This is a genomic window from Microbacterium sp. EST19A, assembly GCF_019969685.1.
In the GTDB taxonomy this organism is placed as follows: Bacteria; Actinomycetota; Actinomycetes; order Actinomycetales; family Microbacteriaceae; genus Microbacterium.
The window spans coordinates 150,045-170,278 of the sequence record NZ_JAHXYZ010000005.1; the positions used below are offsets into that span (position 1 = coordinate 150,045).

At 68.4% G+C, this 20,234-nt stretch carries 21 protein-coding genes and 1 pseudogene; 10 read left to right on the forward strand and 12 right to left on the reverse strand.

Going from position 1 to position 20,234, the window contains the following annotated elements:
* Positions 1-20: 20 nt before the first annotated feature.
* The 6 genes from LC452_RS21085 to LC452_RS21110 are packed head-to-tail and all read right to left on the reverse strand — an operon-like array spanning position 21 to position 6,575.
* Positions 21-647: a class F sortase gene (locus LC452_RS21085; RefSeq protein WP_223628820.1), complete on the reverse strand. Its 627-nt coding sequence runs from the start codon at positions 645-647 to the stop codon at positions 21-23.
* Positions 647-1,804 carry a glycosyl hydrolase family 8 gene (locus LC452_RS21090; RefSeq protein WP_223628821.1) on the reverse strand — a complete coding sequence of 386 codons (1,158 nt, stop codon included), beginning with the start codon at positions 1,802-1,804 and terminating at the stop codon, positions 647-649. Before LC452_RS21090 ends, LC452_RS21085 begins: the two co-directional genes overlap by 1 nt.
* Complete coding sequence (locus LC452_RS21095; protein ID WP_223628823.1) at positions 1,804-2,649, reverse strand: DUF4397 domain-containing protein; 846 nt, start codon at positions 2,647-2,649, stop codon at positions 1,804-1,806. The genes LC452_RS21090 and LC452_RS21095 overlap by 1 nt, the downstream gene beginning before the upstream one ends.
* A 31-nt stretch (positions 2,650-2,680) precedes the next feature.
* Positions 2,681-4,693, reverse strand: a complete 2,013-nt coding sequence (locus LC452_RS21100) for a glycosyltransferase family 39 protein (protein ID WP_223628825.1) — start codon at positions 4,691-4,693, stop codon at positions 2,681-2,683.
* Entirely contained in the window at positions 4,690-6,153 is a 1,464-nt protein-coding gene (locus LC452_RS21105; RefSeq protein WP_223628859.1) for a glycosyltransferase, read from the reverse strand. The genes LC452_RS21100 and LC452_RS21105 overlap by 4 nt, the downstream gene beginning before the upstream one ends.
* A complete protein-coding gene (locus LC452_RS21110) occupies positions 6,153-6,575 on the reverse strand; it encodes a GtrA family protein (RefSeq protein ID WP_223628827.1) in 423 nt (140 codons plus the stop codon). Before LC452_RS21110 ends, LC452_RS21105 begins: the two co-directional genes overlap by 1 nt.
* A 212-nt stretch (positions 6,576-6,787) precedes the next feature.
* Between LC452_RS21110 and LC452_RS21115 the strand changes: the two genes are divergently transcribed.
* From LC452_RS21115 to LC452_RS21125, 3 genes are read left to right on the forward strand one after another with little or no spacing between them, the layout of a single operon-like run.
* The gene (locus LC452_RS21115) at positions 6,788-7,051 is read left to right on the forward strand and encodes a hypothetical protein (protein WP_223628829.1); all 264 of its coding nucleotides are present in this window, start codon (positions 6,788-6,790) and stop codon (positions 7,049-7,051) included.
* Complete coding sequence (locus LC452_RS21120; RefSeq protein ID WP_223628830.1) at positions 7,048-7,503, forward strand: BLUF domain-containing protein; 456 nt, start codon at positions 7,048-7,050, stop codon at positions 7,501-7,503. The genes LC452_RS21115 and LC452_RS21120 overlap by 4 nt, the downstream gene beginning before the upstream one ends.
* A 48-nt stretch (positions 7,504-7,551) precedes the next feature.
* The gene (locus tag LC452_RS21125) at positions 7,552-8,205 is read left to right on the forward strand and encodes a hypothetical protein (protein ID WP_223628832.1); all 654 of its coding nucleotides are present in this window, start codon (positions 7,552-7,554) and stop codon (positions 8,203-8,205) included.
* On the opposite strand, the gene LC452_RS21130 is transcribed toward LC452_RS21125, so the two are convergent.
* From LC452_RS21130 to LC452_RS21140, 3 genes are read right to left on the reverse strand one after another with little or no spacing between them, the layout of a single operon-like run.
* Positions 8,147-9,187: an FAD-binding oxidoreductase gene (locus LC452_RS21130; protein WP_223628833.1), complete on the reverse strand. Its 1,041-nt coding sequence runs from the start codon at positions 9,185-9,187 to the stop codon at positions 8,147-8,149. The genes LC452_RS21125 and LC452_RS21130 overlap by 59 nt on opposite strands.
* On the reverse strand, positions 9,184-10,533 hold the full coding sequence (locus tag LC452_RS21135) for a deoxyribodipyrimidine photo-lyase (protein WP_223628835.1): 1,350 nt from the start codon (positions 10,531-10,533) through the stop codon (positions 9,184-9,186). Before LC452_RS21135 ends, LC452_RS21130 begins: the two co-directional genes overlap by 4 nt.
* A gap of 54 nt (positions 10,534-10,587) precedes the next feature.
* Positions 10,588-10,983, reverse strand: coding sequence for a hypothetical protein (locus tag LC452_RS21140; RefSeq protein ID WP_223628836.1), 396 nt, complete (start codon positions 10,981-10,983; stop codon positions 10,588-10,590).
* Between the two features lie 118 nt (positions 10,984-11,101).
* On the opposite strand from LC452_RS21140, the gene LC452_RS21145 reads away from it, so the two are divergent.
* Positions 11,102-11,875, forward strand: coding sequence for a GIN domain-containing protein (locus LC452_RS21145; protein WP_223628837.1), 774 nt, complete (start codon positions 11,102-11,104; stop codon positions 11,873-11,875).
* A 21-nt stretch (positions 11,876-11,896) separates the two neighbouring features.
* On the opposite strand, the gene LC452_RS21150 is transcribed toward LC452_RS21145, so the two are convergent.
* Positions 11,897-12,847 (reverse strand): alpha/beta fold hydrolase, encoded by a 951-nt coding sequence (locus LC452_RS21150; RefSeq protein ID WP_223628839.1) that lies wholly within the window; start codon positions 12,845-12,847, stop codon positions 11,897-11,899.
* A gap of 165 nt (positions 12,848-13,012) precedes the next feature.
* Here LC452_RS21150 and LC452_RS21155 point away from each other — a divergent pair, with 165 nt between their 5' ends.
* From LC452_RS21155 to LC452_RS21175, 5 genes are all read left to right on the forward strand, one after another.
* The gene (locus LC452_RS21155; protein WP_223628841.1) at positions 13,013-14,170 is read left to right on the forward strand and encodes a sensor histidine kinase; all 1,158 of its coding nucleotides are present in this window, start codon (positions 13,013-13,015) and stop codon (positions 14,168-14,170) included.
* Positions 14,167-14,850, forward strand: coding sequence for a response regulator transcription factor (locus LC452_RS21160; protein WP_223628842.1), 684 nt, complete (start codon positions 14,167-14,169; stop codon positions 14,848-14,850). Before LC452_RS21155 ends, LC452_RS21160 begins: the two co-directional genes overlap by 4 nt.
* Positions 14,851-14,875: 25 nt before the next feature.
* Positions 14,876-15,223 (forward strand): YnfA family protein, encoded by a 348-nt coding sequence (locus tag LC452_RS21165; RefSeq protein WP_223628843.1) that lies wholly within the window; start codon positions 14,876-14,878, stop codon positions 15,221-15,223.
* Positions 15,224-15,345: 122 nt separating this feature from the next.
* Positions 15,346-17,274: a threonine--tRNA ligase gene (thrS, locus tag LC452_RS21170; RefSeq protein WP_223628860.1), complete on the forward strand. Its 1,929-nt coding sequence runs from the start codon at positions 15,346-15,348 to the stop codon at positions 17,272-17,274.
* A complete protein-coding gene (locus LC452_RS21175) occupies positions 17,271-17,807 on the forward strand; it encodes an HIT domain-containing protein (protein WP_223628845.1) in 537 nt (178 codons plus the stop codon). The genes thrS and LC452_RS21175 overlap by 4 nt, the downstream gene beginning before the upstream one ends.
* Here the strand turns inward: LC452_RS21175 and pdxY are convergent.
* Complete coding sequence (gene pdxY / locus LC452_RS21180; RefSeq protein WP_223628846.1) at positions 17,804-18,655, reverse strand: pyridoxal kinase PdxY; 852 nt, start codon at positions 18,653-18,655, stop codon at positions 17,804-17,806. The genes LC452_RS21175 and pdxY overlap by 4 nt on opposite strands.
* Before the next feature lie 46 nt (positions 18,656-18,701).
* A complete protein-coding gene (locus LC452_RS21185) occupies positions 18,702-20,006 on the reverse strand; it encodes an aminotransferase class I/II-fold pyridoxal phosphate-dependent enzyme (RefSeq protein WP_223628847.1) in 1,305 nt (434 codons plus the stop codon).
* A 103-nt stretch (positions 20,007-20,109) separates the two neighbouring features.
* Here LC452_RS21185 and LC452_RS21190 point away from each other — a divergent pair.
* A pseudogene (locus LC452_RS21190) lies at positions 20,110-20,234 on the forward strand (pyridoxal 5'-phosphate synthase lyase subunit PdxS); the annotation flags it as partial.

Consider the following 20,234-nt stretch of genomic DNA (forward strand, 5'->3'; position numbering starts at 1 on the left):
AGTCCTTTCAGAGCGGATGATCAGCCGCGGAGTTCCGCGAAGACGATGAGGTTGTCGAGGTAATGGCCGGTGGACGAGTCGAACGTGCCGCCGCAGGTGATCAGGCGCAGCTCCGGCGTCGGCACGTTGCTGTACACGGCGTCCGTCGGGAACTCCGCCTTCGCGGACTGGATCGAGTCGCTCACCGCGAATGTGAGCGCTGAACCGTCGGACAGCGTCACGATGATCTCGTCACCCGGAACGAGGTTCCCGATCTGGGCGAACACCGCAGGGGCCGACGGGGAATCCACGTGCCCGGCGATGATCGCGGGACCGACCTGACCCGGCAGCACACCGTCGGCGTACCAGCCGGCGAGGTCGTAGTCGACCGGAGCCTGCAGGCGGCCCCCCTCGCCGAGAGCGAGGGATTCCAGAGCCGAGTCGACGCCGATCGCCGGGATCTGCACGCGCACAGGCGGGGCAGCGGCGGCATCAGACTCCTCCGGCGCTGCCGGGTCCTGCAGCTCGCCGGCCGAGAACGAGTCCGCTGACGTTCCCGAGCTCGGCGCGGAAGCTGCATCGTCGTTCGCGCCGCAGGCGCCGAGGAGCAGCGTCATCGCCACAACGCCGGCTGCGGCGAGGAGGCGGATTCCGCTGCCCCGGACCATCAGACCGCTGCCTTCCCGCAGCCGCCGAGGGAGTCATCCGTCAGCATGGCCGTGGCGAGCATCACCCAGGCGTCACCGTAGTAGGTCGGGTATTCCGCCGTGAGTTGCGCGGCACGCTCCATGTCGGTCGTGCTGGCGACCTCTTCGCCGGTCGCCTGCGCCGCAGCCGCACGAGCGGTGAAACCGAGAGCCGACTGCTCTTCGGAGAGCGGTCCCGCGCCCAGATCGAGGCGAGACGAGATGTCCTTCTCCCGGTCGAGCGCGTCGAAGGGGAGCGCCGCGAGCGCGACATCCTCCGGCGTGCACGACTCGGCATAGCGCAGCATCAGGCGCGGCGCGTCGAACGCGTACTGCACCGGATCGCCTTGGCCGAGGGGACCGGGCATGGGCTCGATCAGGCCATCGGCGTGCACCTGCGCCCAGTCGGGCGGCAGATCGGTGGCCGTCAGGATCTCGGCCGTCACCGCGGCGCTTCCCGCCTGCAGCTCGGCCCAGCGGGGGTCGCCGGTGGCCTCGCCGAGCACCTCGAACGCCACGGGCGAGGCGTAGCTCGGGTTGTAGGCGTAGGGCTCGCGGTCCGCCGCCCAGAGACCGGGGAGCAGGATGCGGCCCCGCTCCGTCTGCACGGTCAGTCGGTCGGCGATCACGGTCGCAAGTTCGACACCTTCCTCGCGGAGGTCGTCTCGCCCGAACCGGTCTCCGGCCAGCACCAGCGCGCGAGCGGCGTCCAGGTCGGCATCCGAGGCGGGCTCGTCGTCGACGACCGCGCCGTCATCCCAGCGCCAGGCCATCAGGCCGTCGCTGCGGACCAGCTCCGTGGTCGTCCAGTCCCAGATCTCATCGAAGGCATCTTCGTCGTCTGCGACGACCGCAGCGAGCAGGCCGTACGCCTGTCCCTCGCTCACGGTGTCGCCGCCCTCGTCATGACGCACCACTCGTCCGTCTTCGACCCATTCGTCGAGGAAGGCGTCGGCGAGCGCGGTGGCGTCCAGCTCGGGCGCGCCGTTCTCGTCAGAGGGCAGCGGCGTCGAGGTCGCCTCGGGGGCGGCATCCGGCGGCCCGTGATCGGAGGAGCTGAGTCCGACTGCGAGGAAAGCTGCTCCTGCGGTCACGACGACGGCTCCTGCCGCGATTCCGACGATGGTTCCGCGGCGCATCAGAGGATCCCTCCCCGCAGCTTCGCGAGCGAGGAGGCGTCAGCGTCCGAGGAGGCGAGGTATCCGCCGCCCGTGTCGACACCGCCGTCAGGGGAGTCGCCGACGGCCGCACTGTCGAGCACCGGCAGGATGGTGAGTCCGCCGCTGGAGGTGTCGAGCACGAACAGCGTCGTGACGCTGCCGGGTGCCACGGAGACGTCGGCGGTGTCGCTCACGCCCTTCCCGGTCAGATCGAGTGTCCAGTCGCCGGCGGGGATCTCCGCGTAGCCCGTGGCCGATCCGGCCTTCGCGCTCTCGGCGATCGGGTCGCCCTGCTCCGTCTTCACATCGACCTCCGGCGTGATCGTGGATGCCTGGATGAGGCGGATCCGCGCCGAACCGGTGCTCGGCTCGGTGAGATCGTCGTCGAATGCGCGTACCTGCAGGTCATCGGTCGGGCCGTAGGCGGCCACGGTGGTGGCGGTGCCGGCTTCGACCATGATGGTCTGCGAGATCATCGGCACCCTCGAACCGGACGCTCCGGCGGGCACCATGCTCACCGTGTAGCTCCCGGCAGGAAGCGACTGGTAGGACGACACGTCGCCGTAGCCCACGCCGTCGAGCTCGAATTGGGTCGACCCCCCGCTGAGCGCAGAGACGCGGACATCGACGGACTTGGTGTCGGGGGAGAGGTGTCCGAGGCGCAGCCACCCTGTGGGCGCTCCGACTGCGGTCGGGGCGGATGCCGAACCAGGGGCGGTGGCGGGTGCTGCCGCAGCGGGTGACGGAACAGCGACGGCGATGAGCAGCGCGGTCGCGCCGGTCGCCACGAGTGTCTTGAGGTGCGGGAATCGTGAGGTGTTCATGATGTGCTCCTTCGGGTGGTGAGAGATGGATTCAGGGCAGCGTCGGCTGCAGGGACACGGGATAGCGGAGGACGATGCTGTCGCCCTCGATGCGGATCCGGTCGGGTTGGTACGTACCCTCGAGGGAATCCACGAGGTATCGGGCATCGGCGCTGAGATCGCCGTCGATGACCGCGGGGGCACCGGCGATCTCCGAGATCGCGACCTGTCGGAAGGGCCGGCCGTCCTCTCCGTCGACGATCGGGAAGCCGGCCACACTCACTCGACCGGAACCGGCCAGAGCTCCGACGACCGCGATGATCCGCGAATCGACCTGCCCGGCCCCGAGGCGATCGCGATCTTCGTCACCGAGCTGCACCAACGGGTTCGTCACGAGTTGATCGCCCAGAGCGGCCTGCGACGCGGAGGCTGCTTCCTGCGACGCAGCCGCCTGGTCGGCGCCGTCGACGGCGACACGGCGCACCTCGACCATCTGCGTTCCCTCGCCGAAGGTGGCGACGGCGACGGAGTTGTCGATCGCTTCCTGCACTTCGGGGAACGCACCGGGGAACGTCCGCATCGAATCGGTCGTCACGACGTAGTCCGCGTCGCGCCAGCCGTTCGGCGACTGCACCTGGACAGCGGGGTCGGTGTCGAGCTTGTAGTACCAGATGACGTTGTCCCGGTCCCAGCCGGCCTTGACGAGGTCGACCCACATCGCGTCGTCGACGATCACCCTCTGGTCGGTGGAGGCGTTCTCGATGAGCCACTCCTGCGCATTCCGCAGCGGCGCGTCGAGGTCGGCCAGCACGAAGCCGCGCAGCTGCGCGGTCCACAGCGGGACGGCGACGACAGCCCCGATCGCCGCGACCACGACGGCACCCAGTGCGAGTCTGCGACGCGCGGCGCCCTTACGACGGAGCCTCGCGACGGCGAGGTCGACGACACCGGCGATCAGCAGCGCTCCGAACGGCAGCAGCATGATCACGTAGGGCACGGGAAGGTATCCGCCGGGCCGGAACATGAAGACCGTCATCGCCAGCAGCAGTACGGCGTACGGGCGGAAGCGAGCGCTGAAGACGGCCGCGATCGCGGCGAGCAGGCTCATCACGATGAAGACCGGATCGAGCTGCCACCACATTCCGAGGGTGCGGTTGATGAGCGAGTCGGGGTCGGTGATCGATCCGCTGCCCTCACGGGAGCCGAGCTGGAAGGTGATGCCGTCCATGAGGCTCACTCGTCCGGCCCCGCTGAACAGCTCGCCCTTGACGGCCGCGAGCAGAAGGTAACTGCCGCCGATCAGGACCAGGATGCTCGTCGCGACGGAGAGCGTGTAGCGGCGGGTCTCCGTGCGGGCATTGCGCACCATGACCCAGACCAGGATGGGCAGCGCCAGCAGGAACGTCTCCTTGGAGAGGACTGCGATACCGAACGCGACGGCGGAACCTGCGAAGGCCGCGAGCTGTCCGCGACGATTCATCGCCAGGAAGAACGCGAGCAGCAGCCACGGCACGGCGACGTTGTCGAGGTACACCGTGCGGTGGAACTGCACGGCCAGCGGCGAGAGCGCGAAGATCAGTCCGGTGGCCGCCGCCGCACCGCGCGACATGCCGAGTCGACGCGCGATCATCCAGAGCAGCACGACGGAGATGAGGGCGGCGACGAGCACGGCCTCCCTGCCGGCGAGCACCGCGATGTCCCAGCGCTCGAAAGCGCCCGTGAGCTGCGTGTATCCGGCGATCTGCAACCAGCCGAGCGGCGGGTGGTCGTACCAGTAGGTGTAGTGGGCGAGTTCGCCGAGGTGGGTGACCGCCCAGGCCTGAGCGGTGTACGTGCCCTCGTCGTCGATGCGCTGAGGTGCACCGCCGACGTTGAGGAAGTTGACGACGGCGCTCACGAGCAGCACCGGCAGGAGCCACAGGAGAGCACGGGAGCGTGCTCTCAGCTCGTCACCGACTCGACGAACAGAGTGTCGGATCGCGACGATCGGCGTGCGATCGGCTGTCTGCGGCGCATTCTCGACGACGGGCGTCGGCGAGGTGGGCCGCTCGAGGGTGGTGGTCATGCGGCCACCTCCTCGCGGATCGGGCTCAGGCGAGCGTCGACGGTGGGCGCGTCTCCTTCACGGTGGGCACCGGTGTGCTCGGTCTTCTCCCAGCCGCGCTCACCGCGGAGCTCGCGGAAGACGGCACGGATGGCGGCACCCGCGAGCAGTACCTGGAACGGGATGGTGCCGAGCACCAGTCGCACGTAGTCGAGGACGCGCACCTTCTGCCCGTACAGCCGCCCGAATTCACCGAGGCCGGCGATCTCCACGGCCACCGTCACGAGTGTCGGGGCGAGCGGGATGAAGGTCAGGAGAGCGACGACCGTGGGGACCTTGACCACGAGGATCAGGAACACGGAAAGCGGGATGAGGAGCCCGGTGGCCGCCTGCAGGAACGGCATGGCGAGCATGTACCGCGCGAAGAGACGCTGAGAGCGGTTCGGCAGCGCGCGCCACTCGCCCTTGCGGAGCACCTGAAGGAACCCCTGATTCCAGCGCGTGCGCTGCTTGTAGAAGGACTTCAGCGTTCCGGGGGTCTCCTCCCGTGTGACGTACTCGGGGCTGTAGGCCACGACGACCTTCTCGCCCTGGCTCGACAGCCGCACACCGAGCTCGCAGTCCTCGGCGAGGCACTCGGCATCCCAGCCGTCGTTGCGCACGAGTGCGTCCTTCTTGACGAAGACCGTGTTCCCGCCGAGCGGGATGAATCGCGCACCGGCATGGAAGTGCAGGCGGGAGCGGAACCAGAAGTAGTACTCGAGCACGTTGCGCAGCGACCACCACGTGGTGCGGAAGTTCATGAGCTGGACCCCGCCCTGGACGACGGTCGCGCCGGTCTCGGTGAACCGCGAGTCGATGTGCCGGAGCAGCTCCGGGTGCACCTCGTCCTCGGCGTCGAACACGCCGATGATCGAGCCGGCAGCGTAGGGGAGCGCGCGGTTGAGCGCCTTCGGCTTGTTCTTCGGGACGCTGTCGTCGACGACGACCTCGATGCGGTCCGGATGCCGCGCGGCAGCGGCACGCACCACGGCGGTGGTGCCGGGATCGTCGTCGCCGACGATCGCGATGATCTGCACGTCAGGGTGCGTCTGTGCGGCGAGGGCGTCGAGCGTCTGACCCATCACCTCTTCCTCGTGCCGTCCCGGCACCAGGAGGGTGAACGTGTGGCGCGGCGCGTGCGGCTCCTTCGAGAACGCGGTGCTGTCGTAGGTGGTCTTGGAGCGCCACGCGTACAGCATCCACCAGAGCGTCGTCACGGCGATGATCGTGAGCGTGAAGGCGACGAGCACGAGCCCGCTGTAGCCGACCACGGCCGCCCAGTCCACGGAAGTCGCATTCTGGGTCGCATCGGTCAGACCGGGGTCGAGGACATTCCGGTTCGGCACGCTGTCCGGTGCGGGCGCCTGATCGGGCGCCGGTGTCAGGAGCGGATTCGGCGCGGTGTCGTTCTCGAAGGGTCGAAGAGAGAGGGGAGTCATCACGATGTTTCCTCCTGCGGGGACCGGAACACGAGGAACCGGTAGGTGAAGTAGCGGAAGAGCGTCCCGAGAACGAGGCCCACGACGTTGCCCGAGATGTTGTCGGCCAGCGTGGAGGTGAAGCCGAGCACGTAGTGCGAGACGAACAGGCAGCCGGATGCGATGAGCAGTCCTCCGCCGTTGGCGAGCCCGAACAGCAGCAGTTCTTTCACGACCGCCGGCCGGCGGGTGCGGCGGAAGGTGAGGTAGCGGTGGCCGAGCCAGGCGACGCCGGTCGCCACGGTGACAGACACGACCTTGGCCCAGATGACCTGGTCCGGCATGACAGTGATCCGGAGCAGGTTGTAGCCGCCGACGTCGACGACGAAGGCGAGCAGTCCGACGCCACCGAACGTGGCGAGCTGAGGGATGGCATCTCTCACAAGAGCGATGATGCGAGACAGCGTGAGAAATGGCGCAGAGGGGGAGAGCGTCATAGCGGCTGTTCGGAGGTGGGCCCCCTGCGGATTGGATTAATTCGACGGGCGGCGAAACTCTCAGGCAGCTCATAACCTTGCCTGGAGCGCTTGCCACAATTGATCTCGGCTGCGCAAGGGGGAAGCAGAATATTGCTTCCGTCTCATAGTGTTCACGAGTGAACGATCCCCACCCTGCTTCCTCCGACGTCCTCTGGGCGTGCGTCGAGGAAGGATTCCATGTCGGCAGCCGCAGTGGCGATTTCCTCGGTTACGTCGACCGGCAGCCGGACGGCACTTACGCGGCGTTCGACGCGCGCTCGCGCCCGATCGGAGGCTTCGCGACTCTCGACGGCGCGACCGCGGCCGTCTCCTCATCGGCGAGCGCGACCGTGGCGGATGCCGGCAAAGACGAGCAGCAAGAGGGAGTGGTACAGCGATGAGCACCGAGGACAACGCACTGATCTCCCTCGTGTACACGAGCACCGCGTCTGCGCCGTTCCGGGAGACGGCTCTCTCGCACCTGCTCGATCAGGCAAGAGTCCTGAACGGCTCGCGCGACATCACCGGGATGCTGCTGTATCGCGGCGAGCGGTTCATCCAGGTGCTCGAGGGGCCGGCGCACATCGTGCGCCGCCTCGCCCGCACGATCGGACAGGACGCGCGTCACCGCGACATGCGCATCCTGATGGACGAGGCCATCGAGGAACGCCGCTTCGACGACTGGACCATGGGGTATCGGAAGCTTCAGGCCGATCGCGACCAGGCCCCGGAAGGTTTCCGCGATTCCTTCGCCGACCTCGAGCACGCCGACGAGCGCTCGACGACACTCCGCGCTCTCGCGGAGCTGACGCTGTGGTTCCGGGTGCGCGCCGATCGCGGCGTCACGGTCTGAGTGTCTCTCATAGCGCGGCCATGAGCCGTCTTCTTCTAGAGTGAGCGTGTGATTCGCGTCCCCTGCACCCGTCCGCAGCGGGTTCATGTCGGTTCGCTGAAGGATGACCTCGTCGTGCTCCTGGAGATCAGCTTCACGTCGCAGTGGTTGATGACATGGTTGCCACGTTCTCTTCGCTGGGTGACGATCGTCTCGTTCTCGGTTGCGGCTGCCCTCGCCCTGTTGCTCGGCGCTGCAGGCGGGCTGTTCTACGTCATCGCCATCGCGGTGGCGTTCGTTTTCCTCAGCTCTGTCGCGGCGTGCCTCATCATCGCGGACGCCGCCTACCGATTGATGGACTCGAACCGTCTCGTGCTGCTCTCGATCGACCGACAGGCGTCCATCGACGTGATCTTCGGGCGTCGCGGGCAGGTCCTGCTGCGGGAACACGGCCGTCTGATCGGCGCGACCAGTGCGCCCGCGCTGCGGGCCGATGTCGCAGACTGGATAGCGACTCTCGAGAACGTCGATCTCGATGTGCGCACGTGGCATCGGGCCATCGTCGAGCTCTGCATGGAGCACTGTCCCGAGCTCGAGCCGCTCGGGAGAGATGGGCTCTTTCGGATTCGCCTCGGACGGCGGCTGGGGACCGGGTCATCTGCACTCAGTCGAAGCGCGATGGCCGAAAGCGAGCCAGCTCCGGTGCAGCCGCCGAGGTCGTGATCTCGTCCGCCACGAGACGGCCGATCGTCGCCGCGAGGCAGACGCCGGGGTGCGCGACGGCGACGTGGATGCCGGGAACGTGCGTCGCGCCGACCGCGGGCTCGCCATCATCGGTCATCGGGCGCCAGCCCACGTCGACGCTCAGCACCCGCACGTCACCGGCATCCTCGAAGGAATCGACCAGCAGGCGCCGAACCGTCTCGCCCGTCTGCGCCAGCGAGTCGGCGGAGTCCTCTCCTGAGTAGCCGCGCGGCATGAGAATCGTGCCGTCGGGGGCCTGCCTGGCCTCGAACTCGTCGTTCGCGACGACATGTCCGATCAACCCGGGCGCGGCCGAGAGACGCACCATGACCGCGGGCGACGATGTCAGGGACAGACTGACATCGACCGAACGGCAGAGCGCTGCCGACCCGGTTCCCGCCGCGACGATCACGTTCGTCGCTCCCAGCACCACGTGACCGAGGTCGACGCCGACGAGTCCCGCGGCCTCGTCCCGGATGAGCCGCAGCGCAGCGGCTCCGAACAGGGTCTGCGCCCCGCGATGCCGGGCGGCGTCGATCAGCTGCTCCGTCACGCGCACGGGATCGATCCATCCCTCGTCCGGGCTGAATCGGGCGGACGAGGGCAGATATGAGAGCCGTGGCTCGACGTCGATCGGTGGGGCGATCGCCTCCGCGCGTGCGAACTCGTCGCCCCACGTGAGAGCTCCCGACCACACCAGCTCGAGTCCGGGAATCTCCGCACCGAGCCGTCTCCAGTCGTCCACGGAGAAATCGCGAAGCCCGACGGCCGGCCCATCGGGACCTCCGGCGCTGCTGATCCAGGCGAAGGAATGACGAGTCGCACCGGATGCGGGAAGCGCCGCATCGACGACCGTCACCGGCTCTCCGCGCGCCGCGAGGTGGTACGCGATCGATGCGCCGATCACACCGGCACCGATGACGACGGTGTCGTGCATCTCCCAGGGGCGCACGATCGTCACCTGTCGCTTCGAGACCCGCGCTTGACCTGGTCGTACGCGGCGAGCGCGGCCTTCCGGGTGTCTGCGAGATCGACGATCGGTTCGCTCGGCGCATCGGCCGCCCACCGGGAGATGTAGACGCTCTGCGGATCGAACTTCTTCGCCTGCAGCTCAGGGTTGAACACCCGGAAGTACGGCGCGGCATCCGCACCGGATCCGGCGACCCACTGCCAGTTGAACGGATTGTTCGCCTCGTCGGCATCGACCAGCGTGTCCCAGAACCATTCCTCGCCGAGACGCCAGTCGATCAGCAGATTCTTGATGAGGAAGGACGCCGTGACCATCCGCACGCGGTTGTGCATGTATCCGGTGTGCCAGAGCTCTCGCATCCCGGCATCCACCAGGGGGATACCGGTCTCGCCGTGCTGCCAGGCATCCAGCTGCGGCGGATCGAGCGGCGGCCAGGGGAACGCATCGAACTCCTGCCGGAGGTTCTTCGTCGCCAGGTCGGGGAAGTGGTACAGCGTGTGCCAGGCGAACTCCCGCCAGCCGAGTTCGGAGAGGAATCTGCCCGCGCCGTCGACGCCGACCGACTCGTGCCAGACCGTGAAGGGGCTCACCTCTCCCCAGCGCAGTCGCGGAGACATCAGCGAGGTGGCGCCGGCGGAAGGCTCGTCGCGTGTGCGATCGTACTTCGGCAGGTCGTCCTCGAGGAACTCCTTCAGGCGTCGGCGCGCGACCGGCTCGCCCGGTTCCCAGGTCTCCCGCAGTCCCGCCGCCCAGTCCGGAGCGGTGGGCAGCAGCTCCCAGTCGTCGAGGGAGTCGGATGCCGGCGGTCGCGGCACTCCCGCTATCTCGCGGGGCTCGGGGAAGGGCGATCGCGGAGCCGGGAGTGCGCGACAGGCCCGCCAGAACGGCGTGAAGACCGAATAGTGCGTGCCACTGCCCGTCGTCACCGTCCACGGCTCGTGAAGGAGTGACCCGGCGAAGGAGGCGACGGTGACCCCGTCCTCGCGGAGCGCCGATTTGATGCCCGCGTCCACGGCGCGTTCCGGACCCCCGTAGCGGCGATTCCAGAACACGGCCCCGGCACCGGCATCCGTCACGACCTGCCGTACGATGCCGTCCGCATCGCCTCGGCGCAGGACGAGAGTCGTCCCCTTGTCGTGAAGCCGTTCAGCGAGCGAGGCGAGCGAGTGGTGCAGCCACCACCGCGCCGCACCGCCGAGAGAGCGGATCCCTTCGGATTCCTCGTCGAGCACGAACAGCGCGATGATCGGCTCGCCGCGGTCGATGGCAGCGCGCAGAGCGGGATTGTCCGCCAGTCGCAGGTCGTCGCGGAACCAGACGATCGATGGGGAGGCCATCGCCCCATTCTTGTCGACGTCGGTGCAGAACGGGGCGCCGCGCCGGAGAGTCGGTCAGCGCCGGCGGACCGGCTCGTCGTTCGTCGCCCAGAGCGCCCAGAGCACGAGCAGGGGCTGCAGGAAGAGACGGCCGAGGCGTCGGGCATCCGTGTCGAGCCCCGGTGTCGAGCGGCCCGTACGCCACTGGTGGATGTTGCCGGGAAGCACCGCGACGAAGAAGGCGGCCGTCGCCCACCCGATCCGGCGACGCTCGCGAGGGAGAGCGACCAGGCCGGTGGCGAGCGCGATCTCGGCCGCGCCGGAGGCGATGACGATGTCGTTCTTGTCGAGCTTCGTCATCTCCACGGCCCAATCGGGAACGACGACGCGGAAGCCCCTCGTAGACCGGAAGTGCATGATGCCGATCGCGCCGAGGGCGATCGCGAGGATCCATCGGGCGACTGCTCTCATGCCTTCACGCTACGTGATGTTCGGCTGCTCGGCGCATTCGGAGTCATACCCAGGAGGCAGACGACAATGGCACCCCGGTAGCTGTCGGCGAGCTTCGTCGAATACCTACCTTGAGGGCATGCGCTCACGTCTCCTGACCTCTTCCGCCGCCGTTCTCGTCGTCGCCGCCGCCACTGCACTCGGCGGGTGCGCGTCGTTCGACTCGGGGCCGCTGGTCTCCGAGCAGCGCGACGTCGCCGATGTCCGCATGGTCGAACTCAGCACCGAAGGCGATCTGACGATCTCGGTCGGCCCGACCCCTGCCCTGACCGTGACCGCCGGAGAGCGGATCATCGAGCGGCTCACGGCCGAGGTCTCAGACGGCGTCCTTCGCCTGGACATGGCCGGCGAATCGGTGCTGCCGAACGGCCGGATCACCTACGAGCTCACCGTGACCTCGCTGGAATCGATCGCGGTGCTCGGCTCCGGCGATGCGACAGTCGACTTCACCGGGGCGATCGAGCCCGTGATCGTCTCGAGCGGCTCGGGCGACATCGAGGCCGCGGGCATCGACGCGACGAACGCCGACATCACGATGGACGGCTCCGGAGAGGTCACGGTGGCGGGTGCACGGGTGCAGAACCTCACGGTGCGCATCGACGGCTCGGGCGGCGCCACCATCGATGGGACGGCGGACACGCAGCGCGTCGAGCTGAACGGGAGTGGGGAGTATGAGGCCGCCGATCTCCGCAGCGCCAGTGCCTTCGTCGGCATCCATGGCTCGGGCGGCGCCGACATCACCGCAACGGCCGAACTCGAGGTCGTCCTCGACGGCAGCGGCGACGTCTCCTACGGCGGCGATGCCCTGGTCACGAAGGACGTGTCGGGGTCGGGCGAGCTCAACCGGCGCTGAGCTCACCCGTGGGTTCCGCCGTCACTCCGCGGCGGGCATCCTCGTGCGCTCCCACGAGCGGAACTCGTCGGCGATCTTCTGCGCGTGGGCGTGATGGAGATAGTGCTCTCCGTCGATCGGCACGACCGTTCCATCCGCCACGGCCTCGGCCTGCTCCTCGTGCAGCGCCAGCCAGGTGGGAACGCTCGGATTGTTCGCCACGACGAACAGCAGCAGGGGGAGGTCTTCGGGGAAGCTCGTGTCGAGCGCGTCCTCGAAGTTCGCGTGGAGCAGGGACATCGCGTTCAGGTAGGTGGGGCTCAGCGTGTTCCGGTTCGTGAGCAGGGCGATCTGCTCCTGCGCCTCCGCCGAGTAGACGGACTCGTCGTAGCCCGTGCCGCGGAACGACGCGATGAGTCGGACCAGGCCCAGATTCTTCGCAGCACCGAAGAGCCCGACCGGCAACTCGGTGTCCGAGCCCGGCTGACCCGGGACGCTGCTGTCGATCCCGACGAACGCCCGCACCTCATCGGGATAGCGGTTCGCGAACTGGATGCCGTAGATGCCAGCGATGGAATGTCCCATCAGGATGTAGTCGTCGACGCCGAGCTCCTGGAGGGCGGCATGCGTCTCGGTCACGATGTTGTCGGTGGTGCGGGCCCGATCTGTGCCGTCGCTGAGTCCGTAGCCGAACGGCTCGACCACGATGACACGATGATCCTTCGCGAGGTCGGCGACGAGCGGCTCGAAGTCGAGCACGGGCGATGCGGTGCCGAACCCCGGCAGGAGCACGATGTCCTCCGGGCCATCGCCGGTGATCGAGACGTTCATCTCGCGCCCGTCTACCGTGACCGTCTGGCCGTACGGCTCGATGCGGTCCTGCTCGACCGCTGTGGCCACCGCGTTCCCGACGGTGGTCGTCGCCAGTCCGACGGCGATCACAGCGACGACGGACGTGAGTGCGATGAGCACTCTCTTCACAGGCTTCTTCATGCCCACCTCTCTCGACGCACGCGCTGTGCGTCCTCGCTCCAGCGTGCCGTCCGGCATCCGCTGCCACATCGCCCTGCCGCAGACACTCGTGTACCGCGATCGCAGTACACGCAGGTCATCCGGGCGGGGGATCCGAGACGCGGGCCCGCGGGGAATACTGGAGGGATGCCGGCACCTCGTCCTCCAGGAATCGCGGCGCCGCTCGGCGACGTGATCGCCGTGGTCGTCGTCGTGCTGTTCGCCGTGTCGCCCTTCCCGGATGAGGCATTCCGCGCCAGCGGATGGTGGCTCGTCGTCGCACTCGTCCCCGCAGCCGCGATGCCGTTCCGTCGTCGGCTTCCGCTCGTCGTGCTCGCCGTCTGCCTGCTGTGCGCGGTGACCCTGGCCTTCGCGGGGGTGCTGTCGCCGAGCGGGCTCATCGCGGTGGCGATCAGCGCGTTCGCCGTCGTGGATCGTCGAGGGCGCCGGGTCGGCATCATGACCGTGAGCGCGACGACGGCGATCGTGTTCTTCTGCAACGCGATCCCGCTCCACGGTGATCTGTTCGATGCCCGCGCGCTGCAGTTCGTCTTCATCATCGCGCTGGCCGCCGCCCTGGGAGATGCGACCCGGTCGCGTCGCGAGTTCGTCTCCGCGATGACCGAACGAGCGGAGCGGGCGGAGCAGGGGCGTGAGGAGGAAGCACGGCGGCGCGTCGCCGAGGAGCGTGTCCGCATCGCTCGCGACCTGCACGACGTGGTCGCGCACCAGATCTCGGTGATCAGCCTCAACGCGGGCGTGGCGTCGTCGTCGTTGGAGACTCGTCCGGAGCGTGCACGAGAAGCCTTGAGCACCATTCGGCGTTCCTCTCGCACCGTGCTCGCCGATATCGGCGGACTGATGGCGCTGCTGCGTTCCGAGGATCCGGACGACCACCGCGACCTCCGTCCGCAGGTCGGCCTCGCCGGCCTCGACGAGCTGGTCACCCGGTTCCGGGAGGCGGGGCTGCACGTCGAGCTGCAGGATGACGCCGACCGTCCCACCCTGTCGCCGGCCAGTGATCACGTCGCCTACCTCGTGGCCCTCGAGGGGCTGACGAACGCGCACAAGCACGGAGCAGACGGCAGCGCGATCGTCCGCCTCAGAACGGCGGACGGGGCGCTCCACCTCATCGTCGTCAACCCGGCGGCGGCGGAATCGGATGCCGTGTCGCACGTCGGTGGCCACGGACTGCGGGGGCTGCGTGAGCGGGTCGCCGCGGTGCGGGGAGAGGTGCGGACCGGCCGAGCCGGCGACGCGTTCCGCCTCGACGTGCGGATACCCGTCGACGGCGGTGCGCGATGACCCGGGTGCTCGTCGTCGATGATCAGCCGCTGGTCCGGCAGGCGGTCCGCGACATCCTCATCGACGGCGGCATCGAGGTGGTCGGGGAGGCGGCGAACGGGCGCGAGGCGGTCGCCGCGGTGCGCGCATCGACGCCGGACGTCGTCGTGATGGACATCAGGATGCCGGAACTCGACGGCATCGAAGCCACCGTGCAGATCATGAGCGCGCCGCTGTCGATGACGACCCGGGTGCTCATCCTGACCACCTTCGAGGAGGACGACTACGTGATCGCCGCGCTCCGTGCAGGCGCAAGCGGGTTCATCGGCAAGGGTGCCGAGCCGGAGGACATCGTGAAGGCTGTGCGGGTCATCCATCGTGGCGAGGCTCTGCTGTCGTCGGCCGCGACCCGAGCGCTGATCGAGCGCTCGGTTCTGCCGCAGCATCCCCGGCCCGACGCCTGGGAGAGCGAGCCGCTGCGGCAGCTCACGGAGCGGGAGCGCGAGGTGCTGCTGCTCGTGGCAGGCGGGGCGTCGAATCAGGCCATCGCCGACGACCTCGTGATCTCACCGCACACCGCGAAGACGCATGTGAACCGCATCATGTCGAAGCTCCATGCCGGCGATCGTGCGCAGCTCGTGATCCAGGCGTACGAATCAGGACTCGTCGTCCCGTCGCGCGGCGCCGAACAGCGCGACTGAACGGCGCTCCTGCCACACTGGGCAGATGACCGTCGCACGCATCGTGATCCTGTTCGTGCTCGCCGCCGCGGCGGAGATCGGCGGTGCCTGGCTCATCTGGCAGGCCGTCAAGGAGGACCGCGGGTGGCTCTTCGCCGTGCTCGGTGTGATGGCTCTCGGCGCCTACGGCTTCATCGCCGCTCTGCAGCCGGATGCGAACTTCGGCCGAGTGCTCGCCTCGTACGGCGGCATCTTCATCGCCGGTTCGCTGGCGTGGGGGATCATCGTCGACGGCTTCACGCCGACCGTGTGGGACTGGATCGGATCCGCCGTCGCTCTCGTCGGCGCGGCGATCATCATCCTTGCTCCGACGGCCTCGGACGCCGTCGCGTAGCGGTCCGGAGCGCCTGAGCGGAGCGGTAACCTGGGTACCGACCCAGATGGAGAGTTTCTGTGCCTGAAAACGCCCGGCCGCACGATGGCTTCGCCCTGTTCACCGACCGCAACGTCGTCGCGATGCGCGTCAACGGCGATCTCAAGGATCTCGCCACGACCGTGACGGATGCCGACGAGGTCGAGCCGGTCACGATCGACAGCACCGACGGGCTGAACATCCTCCGCCACTCCGCGGCCCACGTGCTCGCGCAGGCGGTGCAGCGCATCAACCCGCAGGCGAACCTCGGCATCGGCCCGCCCATCACCGACGGCTTCTACTACGACTTCGGTGTGGAGACCCCGTTCACCCCGGAAGACATCAAGGCCGTCACGAAGGAGATGCAGCGCATAGTCCGCGAAGGACAGCGCTTCGTCCGCCGCGTCGTGACGGATGACGAGGCTCGCGCCGAACTGGCCGACGAGCCGTTCAAGCTCGAGCTCATCGGCCTCAAGGGACCGGGCAAGGAAGTCGCCGAGGGCGCCTCGGTCGAGGTCGGCGAGGGCGAGCTCACCATCTACGACAACACCACGCGTGACGGCGAGGTCGTCTGGAAGGACCTCTGCCGCGGACCGCACCTGCCGAACACCCGCATGATCGGCAACGGCTGGGATCTGACCCGTATCGCCGCGGCGTACTGGCGCGGCAGCGAGAAGAACCCGCAGCTGCAGCGGATCTACGGGACGGCCTGGCCGACGAAGGACGAGCTGCGCGCCTACCAGCACCGCCTGGAAGAGGCTGCGAAGCGCGATCACCGTCGCCTCGGCAAGGAGCTCGACCTCTTCTCGTTCCCCGAGGAGATCGGCTCCGGTCTGTCGGTCTGGCACCCGCGCGGTGGCATGATCCGCGGTGAGATGGAGCAGCACGCCCGCAAGCGCCACATCGAGGGCGGCTACACCTACGTGTACACCCCGCACATCTCGAAGGAAGACCTCTTCCTCACCTCGAACCACCTCGTGACGTACAAAGAGGGCATGTTCCCGCCCATCGTCATGGACGAGGAGCGCGACGACGAGGGCAACATCACCAAGCAGGGCCAGGACTACTACCTGAAGCCCATGAACTGCCCGATGCATATCCTCATCTACAAGGAGCGTGCACGCAGCTACCGCGACCTGCCGCTGCGGCTGGCCGAGAACGGCACCGTCTACCGCAACGAGCTGTCCGGTGCGCTGCACGGCCTCACCCGTGTGCGGGGCTTCACCCAGGACGACTCGCACCTCTTCGTCACGCCCGACCAGCTCGAGGTCGAGGTCGCCAAGGTCCTCGACTTCATCCTCTCGATGCTGCGCGACTTCGGTCTGACCGACTTCGAGCTCGAGCTGTCGATGAAGGACGACGAGAAGTCGAAGTGGATCGGCTCGGACGAGTTCTGGGAGTCGTCGACCGATGCCCTGCGCCGCGTCGCTGTGGCATCCGGTCTGAAGCTCACCGAGGTGCCCGGCGAGGCCGCGTTCTACGGTCCGAAGATCGACCTGAAGACGCGCGACGCGATCGGCCGCACCTGGCAGCTGTCGACCGTGCAGGTCGACCCAAACCTGCCCGAGCGCTTCGACCTCGAATTCATGGACAAGGACGGGCAGAAGAAGCGCCCGATCATGATCCACCGCGCGCTGTTCGGCTCGATCGAGCGGTTCTTCGCGATCCTGCTCGAGCACTACGCCGGCGACTTCCCGGTGTGGCTGTCGCCCGTGCAGGTCGTCGGCATCCCGGTCGCCGAGGACTACGCCGACTATCTCGGCGAGATCATCACGACGCTCCGCGACTCGGGCGTGCGCGCCGAGCTCGACTCGTCCGACGACCGGATGCAGAAGAAGATCCGCACGCACACGACCGGCAAGGTCCCGCTGCTGCTGATCGCGGGCGAGCAGGACCGCGCCGCGGGCACCGTCTCGTTCCGCTACCGCGACGGCACGCAGGAGAACGGCGTCCCGATCGCGGATGCCGTCGCCCGCATCCGCGCGGCCATCGACTCGCACGCCCTCGTGCACTCGGCGGGGGATCTGGTGTGACCTCGGCGGAGGACGGCGGACTGTTCGCGGGCGTACCCGACGAGTTCCAGCGGCTCTGGACCCCGCACCGGATGGCGTACATCCAGGCGGGGCCCGAGCCGCTGCGCGAGGAGTGCCCGTTCTGCGAGGCGCCGAAGCATCCCGATGCCGAGCGGCTGATCGTCGCGCGCGGCGAGACGGCCTACGTCCTCCTGAACCTGTTCCCGTACAACTCGGGGCACCTGCTGGTGTGCCCGTACCGTCACATCGCGACGTACGACCAGGCGACGCCCGAAGAGGTCGCCGAGATCGGCGCGCTCACGCAGATCGGCATGCGCGTGCTGCGCGAGGTGTCGCGCTGCGACGGATTCAACCTCGGCATGAACCAGGGCGCCGTCGCGGGCGCCGGCGTCGACGGCCACCTGCACCAGCACGTGGTGCCGCGGTGGACGTCGGACGCGAACTTCTTCCCGATCATCGCCAAGACCAAGGCGCTGCCTCAGCTGCTCGGCGAAGTGCGCGAAGCCGTGGCGAGCGCCTGGCCTCCGCGCTAGCGGACCTGTCGCGCGGTGAACTGCATCCGAGGGTTCGCGTAGAACTCCTGGGCCTCGACGAGCTGCAGCTCGCGCTCACCGGACTCCAGGGTGGCCTTGAGCAGGTCGTAGACGCTGGATGCCGTGCGCTCGAGTGCGGTCTGCGCGCTGCCGGTCTCGACGTAGTGGGCCGTGAACAGGGCGGCCGTCACATCGCCGGAGCCGTTCGCCTTCATCGGCAGGTGCGGTGTCTGCACGATCCAGGCGCCGGCGTCGTCGACGACGAGCATCTCGATCGTGCCCTCTTCGCGATCGGGGCGCTCGACGCTCGTGACGAGGATCGTGCGGGGACCCATCGCCCGCGCCAGGTCGGCCGACGCGAGGGTCGACTCGAGCGTGTCGGGGTCGGTCTCGGTGAGGAAGCCCAGCTCGAACTGGTTCGGGGTGATGATGTCGGCCACCGGGACGACGCGCTCCCGCAGCAGGACCGGGATGGCGGGCGCGACGAAGCATCCGGACTTCGCGTTGCCCATCACCGGATCACAGGCGTAGACGGCGTTCGGGTTCGCCGCCTTGACGCGAGCGACGGCGTCGATGATGACGTCGCCGATGCCCTCGCCGCCCTGATAGCCGCTGAGCACGGCATCGACCTGTCCGAAGACGCCGCGCTCCTCGATGCCCGTGATGACCTCGCGGACGTCGTCGGGTGCGATCAGGGGCCCGCGCCAGGCGCCGTAGCCGGTGTGGTTGGAGAAGTTCACCGTGTAGACGGGCAGCACCTCGACGCCGATGCGCTGCAGCGGGAACACCGCGGCGGAGTTGCCGACGTGACCGTAGGCGACGGCGGACTGGATGGAGAGGATCTTCATTCTCCGATCCTTTCATTCAAGGCGGACACGTGCCCGCAGCGGGTGATCATCGGACGGCGGCGACGAGGTCGTCGACGAGGGTCGCAGCATCGTCGTCGTCGAGATCGTGCACGGTGAGTCGCAGGTGGTACGAGGGTTCGGCGCGGTCATCGAGCGCGAACTCGTCCCCGGTGCGGGCGAGCCAGCCCCGGCGCATGAGGCGCTCGGTGACGGTCCGCGCGGGCTGGGGGAGTTCCACCCAGAGGCTGAGGCCATCGGATGCCGGTGCCTCGATGCCGTGCGCGCGCAGACGCGCTGCGAACGCGGTGTTGCGTTCGGCGTAGTGTGCGGCGGCGGCGGCGACCTCGGCCGTCACGGTCTCATCCGTGAGCTGCGTGAGGGCGAGGCGCTGCAGCAGATGACTCACCCACGTCGTGCCAGGGCTCAACCGCATCGCCAGCCGGTCGGCGGTCTCGGCATCCGTCGCGGCGATCGCGAGGCACATGTCGGGGCCGAGGAACTTCGACACCGAGCGCACCAGGGCGAATCGACGATGCCCCGGCCCGATGAGCGACTCGTAGGGGCGCTGCGAGAGCATCGAGAAGTGGTCGTCCTCGATGATCAGCACGTACGGATGATCGGCCAGCACCGCGCGGAGCTCGGCGGCGCGCTCGGCGGTGAGGCTCGCGCCGGTCGGATTCTGGGCGCGCGGAGTGCAGATGACCGCGCGGATGCCGGCGTCGAGCGCTGCGCGGAGTCCGTCCACCGTCATGCCCTGGTCGTCCACAGGGACGGCGACCGCGCGGTACCCGCCGAGTCGCACGGTGTGGATGCTGGCGAGGAAGCACGGGTCCTCGAGAGCGACGGCATCGTCGCGAGTCAGTGCCTGGGCGAGGAGGCGCTCGACGGCATCGACGGCACCGCTCGTGACGGTGACGCGGAAATCCACATCGAGGTCCGAGGCGATCCAGTTCCGCGCCCACTCGTCGAGACCACGATCGATCACGGGCTCGCCGTAGAGAACCGGCCTGCTCGCGATGTTCATCAGTGCGGGGGAGGGATCGGGGATGAGACGCGGGTCGGGGTTGCCGGTCCCCACGTCGCGCAGCACGGTGTCGGCGGCGTAGCCCTCCTGAGGGACGGACTCGTGTCCGGCGAGCACGGTGCCGGCGCGGCCCCGTGAGACGACCAGACCCGCCTGCGCGAGCTGTCGATACGCGGCGACGGCGGTGTTCCGGTTGACGCCCAGGCGCACCGCGAGCTCGCGGACCGGGGGTAGCGCGCTCCCCGGACGCAGGATGCCGCGGTCGCGGAGTCCGCGCACGCTGTCGGCGATGTCGGACGCCGTGGTTCCTGTGATCTCGTCGCTCATGGCTCCTTGATTCTAGGTCGTATCGGACAGTGCTATGTTTGGCCTAGATCAATCAAGACGCTGTGTGACCGACAGCAGTGGTGCACTCGACAGGAGCCCCCTCATGACCGACCTCCCCACGACCGGATCCTCGCGCGTCAAGCGCGGCCTCGCCGAGATGCTCAAGGGCGGCGTCATCATGGACGTCGTCACCGCCGAGCAGGCGAAGATCGCCGAGGATGCCGGCGC